This is a genomic window from Duganella dendranthematis, from assembly GCF_012849375.1.
Classification (GTDB): domain Bacteria; phylum Pseudomonadota; class Gammaproteobacteria; order Burkholderiales; family Burkholderiaceae_D; genus Rugamonas; species Rugamonas dendranthematis.
This window is the reverse complement of record NZ_CP051684.1, coordinates 1,101,506-1,120,297: the sequence shown is the minus strand read 5'-3', so window position 1 is coordinate 1,120,297 and position 18,792 is coordinate 1,101,506. Positions and strand designations below refer to the sequence as shown.

The 18,792-nt window shown below is 63.6% G+C and carries 11 protein-coding genes; 4 read left to right on the top strand and 7 right to left on the bottom strand.

What is annotated here, in order from left to right; all coding sequences use genetic code 11:
• Positions 1-128: 128 nt before the first annotated feature.
• The gene (locus tag HH213_RS05250; RefSeq protein WP_169111214.1) at positions 129-1,763 is read left to right on the top strand and encodes an ATP-binding domain-containing protein; all 1,635 of its coding nucleotides are present in this window, start codon (positions 129-131) and stop codon (positions 1,761-1,763) included.
• On the opposite strand, the gene HH213_RS05245 is transcribed toward HH213_RS05250, so the two are convergent.
• Positions 1,764-4,205: a TIM-barrel domain-containing protein gene (locus HH213_RS05245; protein WP_169111212.1), complete on the bottom strand. Its 2,442-nt coding sequence runs from the start codon at positions 4,203-4,205 to the stop codon at positions 1,764-1,766. It abuts the gene before it with no gap.
• 159 nt (positions 4,206-4,364) lie between these two features.
• Here HH213_RS05245 and HH213_RS05240 point away from each other — a divergent pair, with 159 nt between their 5' ends.
• The 3 genes from HH213_RS05240 (at position 4,365) to HH213_RS05230 (ending at position 9,096) form a co-directional block, all read left to right on the top strand.
• A complete protein-coding gene (locus tag HH213_RS05240; protein ID WP_110844907.1) occupies positions 4,365-5,681 on the top strand; it encodes an MFS transporter in 1,317 nt (438 codons plus the stop codon).
• 100 nt (positions 5,682-5,781) lie between these two features.
• Positions 5,782-7,413 carry an alpha-D-glucose phosphate-specific phosphoglucomutase gene (locus tag HH213_RS05235; protein WP_169111210.1) on the top strand — a complete coding sequence of 544 codons (1,632 nt, stop codon included), beginning with the start codon at positions 5,782-5,784 and terminating at the stop codon, positions 7,411-7,413.
• Positions 7,414-7,431: 18 nt separating this feature from the next.
• On the top strand, positions 7,432-9,096 hold the full coding sequence (locus tag HH213_RS05230; protein WP_169111208.1) for an alpha-amylase family glycosyl hydrolase: 1,665 nt from the start codon (positions 7,432-7,434) through the stop codon (positions 9,094-9,096).
• Between the two features lie 2 nt (positions 9,097-9,098).
• Here HH213_RS05230 and HH213_RS05225 read toward each other — a convergent pair whose 3' ends face one another.
• The 6 genes from HH213_RS05225 to HH213_RS05200 all read right to left on the bottom strand — a co-directional run bounded on the left by HH213_RS05225 (position 9,099) and on the right by HH213_RS05200 (position 18,730).
• On the bottom strand, positions 9,099-9,722 hold the full coding sequence (locus HH213_RS05225; protein ID WP_169111206.1) for an NF038129 family PEP-CTERM protein: 624 nt from the start codon (positions 9,720-9,722) through the stop codon (positions 9,099-9,101).
• Positions 9,723-9,731: 9 nt separating this feature from the next.
• Positions 9,732-11,372 carry a right-handed parallel beta-helix repeat-containing protein gene (locus HH213_RS05220; RefSeq protein WP_169111203.1) on the bottom strand — a complete coding sequence of 547 codons (1,641 nt, stop codon included), beginning with the start codon at positions 11,370-11,372 and terminating at the stop codon, positions 9,732-9,734.
• A 50-nt stretch (positions 11,373-11,422) separates the two neighbouring features.
• Positions 11,423-13,225 carry a sensor domain-containing phosphodiesterase gene (locus HH213_RS05215; RefSeq protein ID WP_169111201.1) on the bottom strand — a complete coding sequence of 601 codons (1,803 nt, stop codon included), beginning with the start codon at positions 13,223-13,225 and terminating at the stop codon, positions 11,423-11,425.
• A 156-nt stretch (positions 13,226-13,381) separates the two neighbouring features.
• Complete coding sequence (locus HH213_RS05210) at positions 13,382-15,664, bottom strand: GH92 family glycosyl hydrolase (protein WP_169111199.1); 2,283 nt, start codon at positions 15,662-15,664, stop codon at positions 13,382-13,384.
• Between the two features lie 3 nt (positions 15,665-15,667).
• Entirely contained in the window at positions 15,668-16,015 is a 348-nt protein-coding gene (locus tag HH213_RS05205) for a PKD domain-containing protein (protein WP_169111197.1), read from the bottom strand.
• Positions 16,016-16,018: 3 nt separating this feature from the next.
• Positions 16,019-18,730 carry an alpha-1,6-glucosidase domain-containing protein gene (locus HH213_RS05200; protein ID WP_169111195.1) on the bottom strand — a complete coding sequence of 904 codons (2,712 nt, stop codon included), beginning with the start codon at positions 18,728-18,730 and terminating at the stop codon, positions 16,019-16,021.
• Positions 18,731-18,792 lie beyond the last annotated feature (62 nt).

Sequence of the window (18,792 nt, the reverse complement as noted above, 5' to 3'; positions counted from 1 at the left end):
ATAGAAAAAAGCAGAAGAAAATAGTGAAAAATAGGGGCGAAAATAGAAGGATTGCCACAGGGGCGTAGATCGGGCTCCCGTGGGTATATAACTTACAATGTATTTTTTATTAGGGCGGCGCTCACTACATGGCTCATCTTCATCCCACCGGCTGGCAAGAGATGTCGGCGACTGGCGCGGCGGCGCGCGAGATTGAAACGCTGGCGTATCTGAATGCGACGCTGGCGGAATCGCCCTACCATATCTATCACGGCGTCCACTGGACTAATGTGGAGAAGGGCTACTCGGCGTTTGACCAGGTTGACTTTGTGATCGTGGCGCCGAACGGCCGGGTGCTGCTGATCGAGCAGATCGCCGGCTTCCTCAACGAGACGCCGGATGGCCTAGTCAAGCAGTACGCCGGCAAGCCGCGCCGCGTGGCGCAGCACATCATGCGTTCGATCCGCGTGCTGACCGAGCGCTTTGGCAGCGAGCTGTCGATCGACTACGTACTGTATTGCCCGGACTACCTGGTGCGCGATCCGCACCTGGCCGGGCTGGACCCGCGCCACATCATCGACGCCAGCAACAAGCACCTGCTGGCGCAAATGGTGCGCGACATCCTGCCGGTGGGCGATGCGCCAGCCGACGCGCAGTTCGACAAGGTCACGCGCTTCCTTGGCAATATGCTCAGCCTCCGTCCCGACCCGAGCGCGATGATCGGCAATGCCGCGCGCATGGTGGCGCGGCTGTCGGGCGGCCTGGCAACGTGGGCGCACCGGCTGGAGTTCGCGCCGTTTCGCCTGCGCGTGATGGGCACCGCCGGCAGTGGCAAGACGCAGCTGGCGTTGTCGGAATACGCGGCCGCCATCGAAGCGGGCCTGTGTCCGCTGTACGTGTGCTACAACCGGCCGCTGGCCGACCATATCCAGACGCTGGTACCGGACGGCGGCCGCGTGACCAGCTTCCACATGCTGAGCGACGCCTTCGCGCGTGAGCAGGGCAATACGCCCAACTATGCCGCGCCGGATGTATGGGAAAAAATCGAAGCAGAAATGACAGTGTCGCCGCTGCCGGCGAACTGGCAATACGATGTGCTGATCGTCGACGAAGGGCAGGATTTCTCGTCCGCCTGGCGCGACATTTTGCTGCGCATGCTCAGGCCCGAAGGCCGCGCAATCTGGCTGGAAGATCCGAATCAAAACCTGTACGGCAAGGAGAGTGTTCCTTTGCCTGGCTGGGTAACGCTGCACTCTGACACCAACTACCGCAGTCCGCGCCAGATCGTCGAACTACTGGCGACCATCGGCGCCACCGACACGCCGGTGGAAGCGGGCAGCCCGTTCAAGGGCGCCGATATCGAGGAACTGGTGTATCCGGAAGGCGACACCGAGGCGATGCTGGCGCAAACGCGGCGCGCCGTCACACTATGCCTGGGCGCCGGCTTTACGCGCGAGGACATCGCCATCGCGTCTTTCCGCGGCCGCGAGAAATCGGCCATCCTGCACCTCGACCAGCTGAGCGATGTGCACACGCTGAAGTCCTTCACCGGCGAATACGATTTGTTCGGCAATCCGCAATACCGCGACGGCGGCCTGCTGGCGGAATCGGTGTACCGCTTCAAGGGCCAGTCGGCGCCGGCCATCATCTTCACCGAGATCGATTTCGAGGAGATGGATCAGCTGGTGCTGCGCAAGCTGTTCGTCGGCATGACGCGCGCGCGCCTGAAGCTGGTGCTGGTGCTGAGCGAAAGGGCCGAGCAGCAGCTGCTCGACCGCATCTGACTACAGCGCGATCTCGACGCTGCGGCTGGCCTGCGCGCTGGCCGGCAGGTCGACGGTGAGCAGCCTGGCCGCCTCGTCCCACGCATAGACGGCGATCTTGCCATCGACGCGTACCGACGATGGCGCGGCCGTGACGTTATGCACGGTCAGCGCGATGGCACGTTCCGGCCGCTGGTAGTGCTGGCCGACTTCCGACTCCACCCGCAGCGACAGCGCCTTGCCTTGCAGCTTGCTGGCGAAGCGCACCAGCTCATACTTGCCTTGTTCGTAGGCTTGCGCGGTCAGGCCGTCGTCGTCATATAGCTTGCCGCTGCCGGCTGGCGCCGAGGGGTCGTGCCAGTAGTGCAGTTCCAGCTGACGCGTGTTGTAGTCGCGCGTGGTCTGCACCACTTTCGTCATCGGGATGAAGGCGCCGGCACGGACGTAGACCGGTACGTGGTCGGGCGTCAGCGCGACCGAGCGCGTGGCCCCGCCGGCCTGCTTCTCGCCGGTGTAGAAGTCGAACCACGCGCTGCGCGCCGGGAAGTAGACGTCGGCCGTGGTGGCACCAGGCTTCATCACCGGCGTGACCAGGAAGTCCTTGCCCCACAAGTAGGTGGACGACATGGCGCGCACCTTGGCGTTGCCCGGCTCCTCGTACAGCATGGGACGCATCAGCGGCAAGCCTTGCTGATTGTTGTCGAAGCCCAGCGTGTAGTTATACGGCAGCAGGCGGTAACGCAGGCGAATCGCCTCGCGCGCCAGCGCCTTGGTTTTTGCTTCGCGATAGACTGGCTCGGACGGCACTTCTTCCTGCGCATGCGGGCGGAATACCGGCTGGAACACGCCGTATTGCAGCCAGCGCTGATACAGCTCGTTGTCCAGCACCGGGTTGGCGAAGCCGCCCAGGTCCGAGTGCATATAGCCGACGCCCTGCATGCCCATTTGCAGCGAGATTTCCGGCTGCGATTGCAGTCCGTCCCAGCCGCGATTGACATCGCCCGACCACGGCATGATGCCGTAGCGCTGCGTGCCCGAATAGCCGGCGCGCATCAGGATAAACGGCCGCTCGTTCGGGAAGTCGCGCTGGTAGCCTTCCGCCACCAGTCGCGCCCATTGATGGCCGTAGATGTTGTGCACCTGGTCCGCGCTGCCGGTGGCGTGGCGCGCCGCAGTCGGATGCACTTCCGGTTCACCGAGATCGCCCCACACGCCCTTGACGCCTTGCTGGTGCAGGCCCTTGTAGATATCCCACAGCCAGTCCTTGCCCTGCGCGCCGAAGATGTCGATCAAGCCGGTGTGGCCGAAGTAGAAGTCGTAGGCCAGCGGCTGGCCGTCGGCACCGGTGGCCAGCACCTTTTTGTCGACCGCCTCCTGCCAGCGGCTGGAGGTATCCAGCACAAACGGCTCGGAGATCAGCACCGTCTGCACGCCCTTGCTCTGGAAGTCGGCGATCATCGCCTGCGGATTGGGGAAGTTATTCTTGTCCCAGGCCAGGTTACCCATGGTGCCTTTGATCTCTTTGCCGAACCAGAACAGGTCGAACACGATGGCGTCCAGCGGAATGTCGTCGGCGATGAACTGGTTGACCGTGTCGCGCGCCTGCTGCTCATTGTGGTAGCCGAAGCGCATGGCGAAATTGCCGAAGGCCCAGCGTGGCGGCAATGGCTGCTTGCCGGTCAGGCTGGTGTAGTTGCCCACCACGTCGGCCCAGCTGTCGCCGGCGATCACCTGATAGGTCTTGCGTCCGCCGATCGCTTCATAGGTCAGCGTGTTGTCCTTGCGGCTGTCGAAATCGAGGTAGCCAGTTTGCGGATTGTCGAAGTGGATCGCGTACATCTTCGACGACAGCGCGACCGGCATGGTGTAGCCCATCAGCTCCGAGTGTTCGCCGTAGCCGTAGTGCGCCTTGTTATATAGTGTGAAGCGGTAGCCGCGACGGTCCATGCCGACCGCGCGCGAGCCGGCGCCGTACAGGGCTTCGGTTTTATCGAGCGCGAACTCGATGGCCTCCAGCGTGCGCGGCTCGCCCTTGTTGATATCCTTGCTGCCCTTGGCCACGTCGTCGGTGACGTGGATGTAGCCGCGTTTTTCGGCCACCAGCGGCTTGCCCTTGTAAGCGTAGGCGATCCTGAACGGCGACTTGGTGATGATCACGGTCAGGCCCGGCGTGGCGTATTCGATGGCGCCGGCCTTCTGTTTCAGCGTGGTCTTGACGGCGGCCGGCGCCAGCACCACCGCGTGCGAGGCCGGATCGGCGCTTTCGCCCTTGGGCACGAAGGTGGTTTCGATAATGCCGGCCGAGTAGGGCGTGATCAGGTAGCTGCCGTCGCTGGTGCGGACTTCCAGATGGCCGTCACGCTGGGTGACGCCGTCGAACTTGCGGTCGGCGTTTTGCGCGTGGGCGGGCAGGCTGGCCAGCAGCGTGGCGGCGGCCAGGGCGGTGAACGGGGTGATTTTCATGTAGTTAAGTCTCAGCGCTTGTTGTTTGGCTACATTTGACACCATATCTGCTCCACTAAACAAGCATATTCCCTTCATTTCATTGGGATTTCGTTGTGATTGACACGTCTGGGGTCGCGTGTTATTTTGCTACAAATTTTAAAATTCGGGACGCGCAGCATGCAATCTTCCAGCCACAAGCCCCTCCTGTCATTCTGGCAGTTGTGGAATATGAGCCTCGGCTTCTTCGGCATCCAATTCGGCTTTGCGCTGCAAAACGCCAATGTCAGCCGGATTTTCTCCACGCTGGGCGCCAATCCCGACGATTTGTCCCTGTTCTGGCTGGCGGCGCCGGTGACCGGACTGCTGGTGCAGCCCATCATCGGCTACCTGAGCGACAACACCTGGCACCCCGTGTGGGGCCGCCGCCGGCCGTTCTTCTTCGTCGGCGCCTTGCTGGCGTCGATCGCGCTGCTGCTGATGCCCAATTCCGTTTCGCTGTGGATGGCGGTGATCGTCCTGTGGCTGCTGGACGGCGCCATTAACGTTTCGATGGAGCCGTTCCGCGCCTTCGTCGGCGACAAGCTGGGACCGCGCCAGCAGACCGCCGGCTTCGCGATGCAGACCTTCTTCATCGGCTGGGGCGCGGTGATCGCCTCGCTGCTGCCGACCATCTTCACCCACTTCGGCGTCAGCAACGACGCTGGCGGCGGCGCGATTCCCGACACCGTGCGCTACGCGTTCTACGCCGGTGGCGCGGTGTACTTCTGCGCCGTGCTGTGGACCGTGCTGACCGCCAAGGAAACGCCGCCGACCGACCTGGCCGCGTTCCGCGCCGAACAGCAGCGCAGCGCGGGCCTGGGCCACGCGCTGAAGGAAATCTTCAGCGGCTTCGCCCACATGCCAAAGACCATGGTGCAGCTGGCGGCGGTGCAGTTCTTCACCTGGATTGGCCTGTTCGCGATGTGGATCTACACCACCAACGCGGTGGCCGAAAACGTGTTCGGCACCACCGACGCGCAATCGGCGGCGTTCCAGAACGCCGGCAACCACGTCGGCGTGATGTTCGCCGTGTACAGCGGCGTGTCGGCGCTGGCCGCGTTCATCCTGCCGGTGTTCGCGCGCCGCACCAGCCGCAAGTTCGTGCACCTGGTGTGCCTGGTCATCGGCGGCGTCAGCTTGTTCAGCATCTACGCCATCCGCGACCTGGAAAGCCTGTACTACCCGATGATCGGCATCGGCATCGCCTGGGCCTCGATCCTGACCATGCCGTACGCGATCCTGGCCGGGGCGCTGCCGGCCAACCGCATGGGCTACTACATGGGCGTGTTCAACTTCTTCATCGTTATCCCGCAGATCGTCAGCGGCCTGCTGCTGGGCTTTGTGACCAAGCACTGGTTCGCCGGCCACACCGTCAAGACCCTGATGCTGGGCGGCGTGTGCATGGTGGTGGCGGGCGTTTTGACGCTGCTGGTGCGGGACGACGCCGAGCAGTGATGTAATATTGTCCGCGAGACAAGTTAGTTGTGCGACGCGATTTTGCCGGAACAGGTAAAACCGTTGGGTTGAATTTGTCAATTACCTACGCGGAGCAATCATGAGCATCAACACGGTCAGCACCACTCCCTTCCCCGGCCAGCGGCCGGGCACCTCGGGCCTGCGCAAGAAAGTCAGCGTATTCCAGCAGGCCCATTACCTCGAAAACTTTGTGCAAAGCGTGTTCGACACGCTGGGCGACTGCGCCGGCAAGACGCTGGTGCTGGGCGGCGATGGCCGCTTCCACAACCGCGAGGCGGTACAGACCATCCTGCGCATGGCGGCGGCGCACGGCTTCGCCAAGGTGCTGGTGGGGCAGGGCGGCATTCTGTCGACGCCGGCCGTCAGCTGCGTCATCAGAAAGCACGGCGCGCTGGGCGGCATCGTGCTGTCGGCCAGCCATAATCCAGGCGGCCCGGATGGCGATTTCGGCATCAAGTACAACATCAGCAACGGCGGCCCGGCGCCGGAGAGCGTGACCGAGGCAGTCTACCAGCGCACCGAATCCATCACCGAATACCGCATCAGCGACGCCGCCGACATCGACTTGCAGAAAATTGGCGCCACGCGCATCGAAGCGATGGATGTCGAGGTGATCGACTCCGTCGCCGACTACGCGGAACTGATGCAGCAGCTGTTCGACTTCGACGCCATCCGCAAGCTGTTCGCCGGCGGCTTCCGCATGTGCTTCGACGGCATGCACGCCGTCTCCGGCCCGTACGCCAAGGCCATCTTCGAAGGCCAGCTGGGCGCCCCGGCCGGCAGCGTGATCAACGCCGTGCCGCTGGAAGATTTCGGCGGCCACCATCCGGACCCGAACCCGGTCAACGCCGCGCAGCTGATCGACATCATGGCGGCCGATGACGCCCCCGATTTCGGCGCCGCCTCCGACGGCGACGGCGACCGCAATATGATCCTGGGCCGCAAATTCGATGTCACGCCGTCCGACAGCCTGGCGGTGCTGGCCGCGCATGCGACGCTGGCGCCGGGCTACCGCGCCGGCCTGAAAGGCATCGCCCGTTCGATGCCGACCTCGCAGGCAGCCGACCGCGTGGCGCAGGCGCTGGGCATCCCGGCGTTTGAAACGCCGACCGGCTGGAAGTTTTTCGGCAACCTGCTGGACGCCGGCAAGGCCACGCTGTGCGGCGAAGAGAGCTACGGCACCGGCTCGGATCACATCCGCGAAAAAGATGGCGTGTGGGCGGTGCTGTTCTGGCTTAATCTGCTGGCGGCGACCGGCAAGTCGGTGGAAGCGTTAGTCAGCGAACACTGGCAGCGTTTTGGCCGCAACTACTATTCGCGCCACGACTACGAAGGCGTCGATACCCACGCCGCCAATGAACTGATGGCGTCCCTGCGCATCAAGCTGGCCCCGATGAAGGGCCAGGACCTGGGCCACTACGTAGTCGACTTTGCCGATGATTTCGAATACAAGGATCCGGTCGACGGGTCGGTGTCGCAGCAGCAGGGCGTGCGCATCGTCATGACCAACGGTTCGCGCATCGTGTTCCGGCTGTCCGGCACCGGTACCGAAGGGGCAACGCTGCGGGTCTACCTGGAACGCTACGAAGCCGATCCCGAATTCCACCATCTGCCGACGCAGCAGGCGCTGTATCCACTGATCCTGATCGCCGAGCAGGTCGCGGGCATCGCCGACTGGACCGGCCGCGCTCACCCCACCGTCACAACATAAACCATAAAGGACGACAGCATGAAATTGACGACACTCGCATTGACCATGGCACTGGGCTTTACAGCGGCCGCACCGGCCGTGGCGGCCGACAAGCCGAGGCCCTTCCTGTGGGAGAATGCGACCGTCTATTTCCTGCTGACCGACCGCTTCAACAACGCTTTCACTGGCAACGACCTGGCCTACGACCGGAAGAAGGACGCGGCGCCGCTGCGCGGCTACATGGGCGGCGACCTGGCCGGCGTGATCAACAAGATCAACGACGGCTACTTCGACAGCCTGGGCGTCAACGCCATCTGGATCACGCCGCCGGTGGAACAGATTCACGGCAGCACCGACGAAGGCACCGGCAAGTCCTACGCCTTCCACGGCTACTGGGCCTCCGACTTCACGGCGGTTGACGCCAACCTCGGTACCGAGAACGACTTCCGCAACCTGGTCGACGCGGCGCACGCGCACGGCATCCGCGTGCTGCTGGACGTGGTGATGAACCACACCGGCCCGGTGACGGAAGAAGACCCGGTGTGGCCGAGCGACTGGGTGCGCACCGCGCCGCAGTGCACCTACAAGACTGCCAAGACCACTATTGAATGCACGCTGGTGAAAAACCTGCCGGACTTCCTGACCGAGAGCGACACCCCGGTGGAGCTGCCGGAACGGCTGGCCGCCAAATGGCAGCGCGAGGGCCGTTTCGAGGAAGAGATCAAGAGCCTCAACGACTTCTTCGCCCGCACCGGCTACCCGCGTGCGCCGCGCTACTACCTGATCAAATGGCACACCGACTGGATCCGCAAGTACGGCGTGGACGGCTTCCGCGCCGACACCGTCAAGCACGTGGAAGCCAAGGTGTGGAAAGAGCTGCAGAAGGAAGCCGCGCTGGCGTTCGAGGACTGGAAGAAGGCCAACCCGGAGAAGAAGCTGGGTGACGACAAGTTCTACACCACGGCGGAAGTCTACAACTACAAGGTCAGCGACGGCCTGTATCACGACCTGGGCGCAGGGCAGAGCGTCAACTACTATCTGGCCAACTTCAACAGCATGATCAACTTCGGACTGGTGAAGGATGCGGAGCAGGATTATGAAACGCTGTTCAGCAGCTACTCCACCGCGCTGCATGGCGGCCGTTTGAATGGCTACTCGGTACTGAACTATCTCGACTCGCACGACGACGGCGCGCCATTCGACCCGTCGCGCAAAAAGCCGTTCGAGAGCGCCACCAAGCTGCTGCTGGCGCCTGGCGCGGCACAGATCTACTACGGCGACGAAACCGCGCGCCGGCTGGATGTGGCGGAAGCCACCGGCGACGCCAAGCTGCGCTCCTTCATGAACTGGAACGAGCTGGCGCAGAACACCGCGCGTGATGGCTACAAGGTGGCCGAGGTGCGCGCGCACTGGGCCAAGCTGGGCTTATTCCGCAAGGCCCACGTGGCGGTCGGCGCCGGCGTGCACCAGCAGCTGCAGGCCAAGCCTTACGTTTTCAAACGCACCTACGACAAGGACGGCGTGCGTGACAAGGTAGTGGTGGCGCTGGACCTGCCGACCAATAAATCCACCAGCATCAATCTGCATGGCGTGTTCGCCAACGGCCAGCGCGTGACTGACTACTACTCCGGCAAGACCGCCGTGGTATCCGGCGGCGCTGTCAATTTCGGCACGCGCAACGCGGTGGTGCTGATTGGCCAGTAGCCTTAAACGCGGCGGGCGATCAGGCCGGTGATCAGCAACAGGCCCGCCGCCAGCATCACGTAGGTCGCCGGTTCCGGCACTGGGCTGATGTTGCTGACGGTGGCGTAAGCCGCATCCGTGCTGACCGTTGTAACGGCGGCCGGCAGCAGCGCGAAGGTGGCGATGTCGCCGCTGGCGCCGAGGTAATTCAGGCCGGCGTCCAGCAGCGCGACCGACAGCGTGGCCCCGGCGACGCTGCTGCTGCTGCTGCTGCTGCTGCTGCTGCCGGCCGGCCGGCTGAAGCTGACGTCGAACGACAGTGTGCCACCCAAGCGCGTCCACTGCGCAAACTCATTCCACGCGTCGCCGTTGCCAATGGTGAGCTGCGACGCCAGCGATCCAGACACCTGTCCCTGCGCGAAACTGGACGAGGTGAAGTCGCCGGCAAAGTTGGACAGTTTTGCCTGCACTGGACCGGCATTGGCCAGCCCGAGAAACAGGAAGTCCAGATAGCCTTCGCGCCCCGCCAGCGTGCTGGTGTCGATCGACACATGATAGGACTCGGCCGAAGCCGAAGCCGGCACCACGTCGGCGACCAGCATCAGCGCAAACAACAAGCGCGCACTCAGTTTATTCAGAATCGACATCGTTGCTCCTTAAGGCGTGCCGGCAATCAGCTTGGGCAGATAGCCCACGCTGGCGCGGTTGGGATTATTGAAGATGGTGGTGACGCTGGCGGTCTGCCCCGGCGCCAGCACGGACACCGGCAGCGCCAGCGTCGGCGAGCCGCCTTGCACGCCGCTCTGGTTATCCAGCGTCACGCCCTCGGTCAGGTAGTCGGCGCGGAACAGGAGATTGCCGCTGATGATGGCGTTGGAGGTATTGGTGAACGACACCGTGCCCTTGCTCTTTTGCGTGGCGCGGTCCAGCGTCAGCCCTGACTGCACAACCTTCACGCTGGCGGTAACGTCGGTGAGTAGCGACACCCTGGCGCTGCCTTCAAACGCGCCCAGGTCCGGCGCGGTGCCGCTGTAGGGCAGGCCCAGATTCACACCCTTGTCGATCAAATCGCTGCCGGCCGCCAGATGCAGGTAAGGCAGCAGCGGCAGGCTGCCGTCCGGCTGGCGCGGGGTATCCCAGCCGGTGGTCGACACGCTCTGGAAGTCGGCCGCTGTCACGCTGACCGGCAGGCTCCAGCTGTTGTAGGCGGTATCGGCGCCGCCGGCACTGGCGATCGGCGTGTTCTCGACAGCGAGGTTGTTGCGCGCCACACCCAGCGAGATGGCGGCGTTGGCCGAATCGATGCCGAGGAAATTGAAGCCGGCGCCATTGGCGATGCTGGTGTTGTTGTAATACAGGTTGGCGACCGGATGGTGATTTGCATAAAAGCCGTTGGCTTTGTTCTTGAACGCCACCGAAAAACGCACCGTGTGCACCGGCGCATTGGGCTGATACACACCGCTGTAGCCGCCGACCTTGAAGCCATTGCCGTTGCCCGCCGCCAGCGAGGTGAAAGTGCCCGGCAGGTAGCCGTGCTGCCACGCCCACGAATTCTCGATCAGCACCGGCGAGTAAGCGTTGATCAGGTCAAAGCCGTCGTCGGTATTGGCCCACGCGCGGCAACCGCGAAACACATTGCCCGGATTGCCGGCCTTAATATGCGCGCCGAAGCCGTCGGCATTCTGGCCGGCGCCGGATTTGCTGTATGGGTCGTAGTTGTGGTGCAAGTCGACATTGAGCACCAGGTTGTAGCTGCCGTTCGACAGGAAGAAGCCTGGCCCCATATGGTGATGGGTGTTGAGCGCTTCAAAAGTGTTATAGCTGCCCTTGACCCAGATGCCCCACGATTCGTTGTTGAGTAAATTGCCGGGCTGCTGCGGCGCGCCTTTCAGCTCCAGCCCTTTCAGGTGCAGATAGCTGGCCGTGACGTTGAAACCCTTGACGCGGCAGTTCTCCTTGATCGGCGTGAAGTCGAATACCGGCGTCTCGCCCGGATAGGCCCAGTAGCGGATCGGCTGGTCCTGCGCGCCGCTCTTGTCCAGCGTGATGGCGTTGACCACGTCGGTCTGGCTGGCGCAGCTGGCGATGGTGCCGGTGTAGACGTAATCGCCGCCACGGAAATAGATGGTGTCGCCCGGCGCTGCTGCCGCCTGCGCCCTTGCGATGGACTGCCATGGCGCCGCCAGCGTGCCGGCATTGCTGTCATTGCCGCCCGGTGCGACGTAGTAGGTTGCCGCCTGCGCGGCAGACGTCAGTGCGAACGCCGCCAGCGCGGCGCCCTTGTGCCACTTGCTCATCACTGCTCCTGTCGTAGTCGATGGTGTATGCCACGGACTGTAAAGGAAGCTTATATGTCGGACAACGAAGCAATTCGCGCTTGTTTATTCTGTTGGGTTATTTGATGCGTGTGCTGCACAAAGGCGGCCGGCTCCAGCGGCTTGGCGAACAGGTAGCCCTGGACTTCATCGCAACCGGCGCGGCGCAGGAAGGCCAGCACCGCCTCCGTCTCGACGCCTTCCGCCACCACGCGGTGGCCCAGGTCTTGCGACAGCGTGATCATGGCCGTCACCAGCGCCTGCTGTCGCTTGTCGTCGGCCAGGTCGCGGATGAAGGACTGGTCAATCTTCACCACATCGGCCGGCATGGTCTGCAAATACGACAGGCTGCTGTAGCCGGTGCCGAAATCGTCGATCGCCAGACCGACACCCAGCGCGGCGATCTGCGTCAGCGTGGCGTGCGCTTTTACCGGCTGCTCCATGATGGCGCTCTCGGTGATTTCCAGCTCCAGGCAATCAGCCGGCAGCTGGCAGCGCGCCAGGCCGGCCGCCACGCTGGCGGCAAACGCCGGCTCCAGCAGGTTGGCTGCCGATACGTTCACCGACACCTGCACCACCAGGCCGCACGCGCGCCAGGCCTGCTGCTGGCGCAGCGCCGCCTCCAGCACCCATGCGGTGGTCGCTTGCGCCAGCTCCGAGCGTTCGATGATGGGAATGAATTCCGCCGGTCCGATGGCGCCCAGTTCCGGATGGTTCCAGCGCAGCAGCGCTTCGGCGCCGATGCACTGGCCGCTGGCGACGTCGATGCGCGGCTGGTACACCAGCCGCAGCTGGTCGCCGCTGTCGAGCGCAGCGACAAAATCGTTCAGCAGGCGGAAACGGCGCTGGTACAGCGCATCCTCCACCTGCGAGTAGACGGCGACATGGGTCGAGCTGTCGATGGCGTCATGCGCGGCGCTTTGCGCCTTGCGTAGCACCATCATGCTGTCGGCGCGGCCGATCTCGAACGGCACCACGCCGGCCGATGGCGTCGCCATATGGCGCGCCTTGGCGATGAACAGCGCATCCTGCATCCGAGCTTTCACCACCGGCACGATGGTGTCCAGCGTGGCGCCGGGCGGCGACAACAGCATGAACTGCGCGGTCGCTACATGGTAGATGCGGCGGTGAGGGCCGATTTCGGCGCGCAGCCAGCGCGCCGCCTCGGTCACCAGTTCGTCCAGATAAGAAGATTTCATGGCGCGCGTGGCGTGCACCACCTGTTCCGGCGTGGCCAGGTTGACCAGTACCGCCAGCCGCTGCTCGCCATCGACACTGTCCAGTTCCAGGTCGGCGAAATCCTCGATGAACTGATGGCGGTTGGGCAGGCCGCTGACGGCGTCGATGCGGCCCAGCGCGTGCTGCAATTCGATCTGTGCCATCACCATGCCGGCCAGGTCGCACAAGGCGGTCAGCTCTTCCGGCGTGGTGTCGCGCGGTTCGGTCCCCAGCACGCACATGGCGCCCAGACAGTGGCCGTCGGTGGTGGTCAGCGGCGCGCCGGCGTAGTAGCGGATGCCGCTGGCGGCGAGCGGGCTGTCGCGATAAAAGTCGTCGGTCAGCAGATCGGGAATCACCAGCACATCGCTGCTGTCGGCCACCTGGGCGCACGGCGCGCGCAGGCGCGGAATGCTGGTGTGCTCGACGCCGACGCGCGACTTGAACCACTGGCGGTCGGCGTCGGTCAGCGAGATGGCGGCGACCGGCAGCTTGAAGACGCTGGCCGCCATGCGCGTGATGCGGTCGAACGCCTCGCTGGGCGGCGTGTCCAGCAGATTGAGTTTGTGAAGCGCATCGAGGCGGCGCGCCTCGGTAAGTTCGCAGGATATCGTCATGTGCAATCCGAAAAGCCGGTCAGGTAGCAATGCGGGGCGGGGCACTGGCAATAAAAGCGGGAGCGGGGCGGGGCTCGCGATGGCGGAAATATAACTATATTTCCGCATGGAAACCGTATGGTATCACGATTCGGCCCCCGCCGCCGCTGGTGTTTTCTATGGGACCGATAGCGAATACGGTGCATCGGCGGCGCTGGCGCCGCGCGCTGTGTTGGGCGTGGCCGACATCTCGAAGTCCAGTGTGGCGCCCCGCATCAGCGCCGCATGATCGAGCCAGTTGTGCGCGTAGGGCTTGCCGTTGACCTTCAGCGCCCGCACGTAGCGCTGCCGGTCACTATTGGCCGGCGCGTTAATGATGACGGTTTTGCCATTCTCCAGATGCAGCGTGGCTTTCTTGAACAGCGGCGCGCCCAGCACGTACTGCGGCACCGCCGGCGTCACCGGGTAGAAGCCCAGCGCCGAGAACACATACCAGGCCGAGGTCTGGCCGTTGTCCTCGTCGCCGCAGTAGCCGTCCGGCGTGGCCTTGTACAGGCGGTTCATGGTTTCGCGCGCCCAGTACTGGGTTTTCCACGGCGCGCCGGCGTAGCCGTACAGGTAGATCATGTGCTGGATCGGCTGGTTGCCGTGCGCGTACTGGCCCATGTTCGCGATCTGCATTTCGCGGATCTCGTGGATCACTTCACCGTAGTAGCTCTCGTCGAAGACCGGCGGCAGCGTGAACACCTGATCCAGCTTGGCGACGAACTTGTCACGGCCGCCCATCAGCTGCATCAGGCCCTGCACGTCCTGGAACACCGACCAGGTGTAGTGCCAGCTATTGCCCTCGGTGAAAGCGTCGCCCCACTTGAAGGGATTGAACGGTGACTGGAAGCTGCCATCCTGATTCCGGCCGCGCATCAGGCCCGTCTCCGGATCGAACAGTTTTTTGTAGTTCATCGCGCGCTGCTTGTAGATGGCGATTTCCGACTCCGGCTTGCCGAGCGCTTTGCCCAGCTGCCAGATGGCGAAATCGTCGTAGGCGTATTCCAGCGTGCGGGCGGCGTTCTCGTTGATCTTGACGTCGTAGGGCACGTAGCCCAAGTCGTTGTAATACTTGACGCCCTTGCGGCCGACGGCGTCCATCGGCCCTTCATTGTCGGCGCCGTGCTTGAGCGCCTGCCACAGCGTCTCGACATCGTAGCCGCGCAGGCCTTTGACGTAAGCCTCCGCCACCACCGAGGCCGAGTTATTGCCGATCATGACGTTGGCCAGGCCGGGACTGGACCACTCGGGCAGCCAGCCGCCTTCCTTGTAGTCGTTGACCAGGCCCGCCTGCATTTCGCGGTTGATCGACGGGTACATCAGATTCAGGAACGGATACAGTGCGCGGAAGGTGTCCCAGAAGCCGGTGCCGGCGAACATATAGCCGGGCAGGATCTGGCCATTGTAAGGACTCCAGTGGACGATCTGGTTGTTGGCGTCGATTTCGTACAGCTTATTCGGGAAGAACAGCATGCGGTACAGGCTGGAATAGAAGGTGCGCGTCTGATCGACGCTGCCGCCTTCCACGCTGACGCGGCTCAGCGTCTTGTTCCAGACATCCTTGCCCTTTTGCGCGGTGGCGTCGAAGCTGTCGTCGGCCAGTTCGCGCTTGAGATTCAATTCCGCCTGTTCCTCGCTGATGAAGGAGGAAGCCACGCGCATGCCGACCTTTTCGCCTTTCTCGGTCTTGAAGCCGACCACCACGCCGCTATGGTTGCTGGCCAGCTCCGTCACGCCGTCCACCAGCTTGTCGCCGCTCCAGATGTGGGTGGAGGTGAACGGTTTGTCGAAATAGATGACGAACCAGTTCTTGAAGTTCTTCGGCAGCGGGCCGCGCGCGTAGCGGGTGCTGTAGCCGACGATCTTGCGCTGCTCCGGCAGCACCTTGATGTAGGAGCCCTTGTCGTAGGCGTCCACCACCACGTAGGCCTCATCGGTCTTCGGATAGGTGAAGCGGAACTGCGCGGCGCGTTCGGTCGGCGTGATTTCGGTGGTGACGTCGGAGTCGGCCAGATACACGCTGTAGTAGTAAGGCTTCGCCACTTCCGCCTTGTGCGAGAACCAGCTGGCGCGGTCGTCCTGCGTGAAGCGCATTTTTCCCGTCAGCGGCATGATGGCGAACTGGCCGTAGTCGTTCATCCACGGCGACGGCTGGTGCGTCTGCTTGAAGCCGCGGATCTTGTCGGCGTCGTAGGTGTAGGCCCAGCCATTGCCCATCTTGCCGGTTTGCGGCGTCCAGAAATTCATCCCCCACGGCAGCGCGATGGCGGGGTAGGTATTGCCGTTGGAGAGTTCCGGCTTGCTGGCGGTGCCCATCAGGGGATTGATCCATTCGACCGGATCGGTGATCGGCGCGGCAGTGGCGGCGGAGGCGGTGAGTATCGTGAAGAGGAACGGCAGTGCGAGTAGTTTCATGTCCTATTGCGCTGTAATGGTGACGGAGGAAGGCGCGCTATCGAGCTTCCCGTCATTCACTATCAGCGTGGCGACATACACGCCCGGCAGGTCGGCGAAAAAGGTCGGTGTGGCGACATGGTAGTTTAGCAGCGTTGCGCCACTGCCTGCCGGTTTTGTCAGTGTCCACGAATACAGCACAATATCCTGGTCGGCATCGGCGCCGCTGCCGGCCAGTTTGATCGAACTGCCGGCAGCGACGGTTTGCGCCGCGCCGGCGTTGGCTACCGGCGCGCGATTGGCCTGCGGCGTGTAGTCACCACCGCCGCAGGCGCTCAGCGCCAACAGGATCGCAAGGGGGAATTTTCGCATCCATCAATTTTCAACGAAAACGACCGCGCTGCGTGCAGGGATGGTGAAGGTACCGCTGAGTTTATCGTATTTGGCTTCCGCGGCCACGCGTTTGTCCGCTGCGGCCATGCCGGTGTGGACAGGATGCAGCTGATAGCGGCGGTTGCGTTCTTCGGTGGCGGTGACGCGCTGCTCGGTCTTGTCGACGTTGATCAGGTAAACCACCGTCTTGAAGCGCGCGCCGGCGTAGCCCTTGCCGTCGATGCGGGCGGCCACCACGGTCGGCACCTGTGACGGACCGGTATTGAAGAAGCGCAGGCGCTGCTTGATGTCGGCCGCGCTACGCAGGCGGAACAGCGTGCTGCTGCTGCGGATCGCCAGCAGGTCGCGGAAGGCGTCGCGCGCGTAGGCGATGTCCGCCGGCGCCGGCTTGATGTTCTCGTTGCGCAGCACGGGTTTGAGCAGCGCGTAATCCTTGCCGTTGTCGGCGGCCGGCGGCAGGCCGGTGCCGAAGTAGTTGTCCTGGTAGCTCCAGTCCAGGCGATTGAACCAGTCGCCCGATTCAAAGCTGTTGCGGTCCAGCGATTTGGATCGCAGGATGTCGAAACCGGCGTGGAAGTAAGCCACGCCCTGACTGAAGGCGTTGATGGCGGCGCCCAGCATCTGCACCTGCGCGCGGTCGTGCGCAGTGGTGGACTGCGGCAGCTTGAAGGCGTTGATGTCGTACAGCGTCTGGTTGTCGTGGTTCTCGACGTAGTTGACCACTTCACCCGGTTCGCTGGCGTAGCCGGCCGGCTGGTTGCCGCCGTAGACAATGTCCTGCAAGGCCACGGTATTGCCGTCGGCGGTGGTCAGCTGGTAGGTGCGCAGCGTGCCGGCCAGTCCGACCTTGACCATGTCCGAGGCGTGCAGCAGGTCGGCGACGGGACGCTGGCCGACTTGCGCATTGGTGTCGTAGACCAGGCCATTGATGTATCCCTGCTGCGCGAACAGCTGCTGGCCGCTGTCGCCGGCGCCGCCGCCGCGAACGGCGTCGCGTCCACGGTCGCTAAAGGTGCCGATGCCGCTGCCGTTGAGCGACAGCTGCGAGGCTTGTAGGAAGCGCGCGCCGTCGGCCACTTCGCCGAAGTTCCAGCCTTCGCCGATCAGGTTGATGTGGCGGCCGGCGGCCTTGTCGGCGCGGGCCTGCACTTGCTCCATTACGGCGCGCGGCTGGTGGCCCATCAGGTCGAAGCGGAAGGAATCGATCTTGTAGTTCCTGGCCCAGAAGGCCACCGAGTCCACCATCAACTTGCCCATCATGAGGTTTTCGGTGGCGGTGTTGTCGCAGCAGGTCGAGCGTTCGATATCGCCTTTGGCGTTGAGGCGGTGGTAGTAGCCGGGCACCACGCGGTCCAGTACCGATTTCTCGTTCTGGCCGGCGATAAAGGTATGGTTGTAGACCACGTCCATGCCGACCCGCAGGCCGGTCTTGTGCAGCGCCTGCACCATCTGGCGGAATTCGACGATGCGCCTGGCGCCGTCGGCGGGATCAGTGCTGTAGCTGCCTTCCGGCGCGTTGTAGTGGAAGGGATCGTAGCCCCAGTTGAAGCAGTCCTGCGCGCTGGCTTCGGCCACTGCGGCCTGCTGCGCGTCGCTGTCGGCATCGGCGACTGGAATGGCGGGTGTTACGCAGGCTTTTTCCGGCACGCTGCCGATGTCGTAGACGGGCAGCAGGTGGATGTCGGTCATGCCGGCTTTGCTCAGCGCGGCCAGGTGTTTCATGCCGTTGGACTTGGCCTCGGTGAAGGCCAGGTACTTGCCGCGGTTGGCGGCGCTGACGGTGTTGTCGTTGATCGAGAAATCGCGCACGTGCAGTTCGTAGACCGTCATGTCGGTCTGCGCGGCGACCTTGTTTGGCGACGGCGTGCCGTCCCAGCCGGCCGGTTTGAGTTTGGCGGCGTTGAGATTGGCGACGTAGCTGCGCTTCGAGTCGGTGGTCAAACTCACCGAGTAGGGATCGGTCACCAGGTTGCGGACGATGCCGGCGCTTGGTGTCATCACGTCCACCACGTACTGGTAGTAAGGGCCCTGAGCGCTGGCGGACCAGATGCCGGTGGCGTCGTCGCGTTGCATGGTCGTGATGGCGGTGGCTTTGCCGGCGCCGCTGGCGTAGGAGCAGACGGCCACGCTTTGCGCAGTGGGAGCCCACAGCTTGAAGGTGGCGCCGCGCGCTGTGACGGTGGCGCCGAGATCGTCGGCCTTGGCGGCGTTGGCGTAGAGGTCATCCAGCGCGCCGGCGATTTGCAGCGAGGTGGCGGCGATGACGGCGCCGTCGTCGGCTTCCTGCACCAACAGCACTTGCTGCGTCATCAGCTTCGCTGCATTGGCGACATTGAACACGATGCCGTCGGCGGTGAACTTGAAGCGCTGCGCGGCGGCAGCCGGCACGTCGCCCTCAAAGCGCGCCAGCGTCAGCACGCCATCCTCACCGCTGACGCGTGCGCCGGGCGCTGCGCGCAGTAAGGCGTTGGAGGAGAAGTAGAGTTTGAAGACGCCGCGCGATGCATCGACGCCCGGCCATTTGATCAACTGACGATTCAGCCAATAAGCGCGGGCATCGACGGCGGGAGCGGCATGCAGCGGCGCGGCAAACGGCCCATCGCAATCCGCCAGCGCCGGCGCCGCCGACGCCGTCAAACAAGTCAGCGCCAGAGCGCCCCCCAACGAACCAGCCGCCCAACGCTTACCAACCATCTACCGTCTCCTGAAACTTGAAATTGGCGGCTATGGTACTCCAGAATCAACAGCTTTGAAAT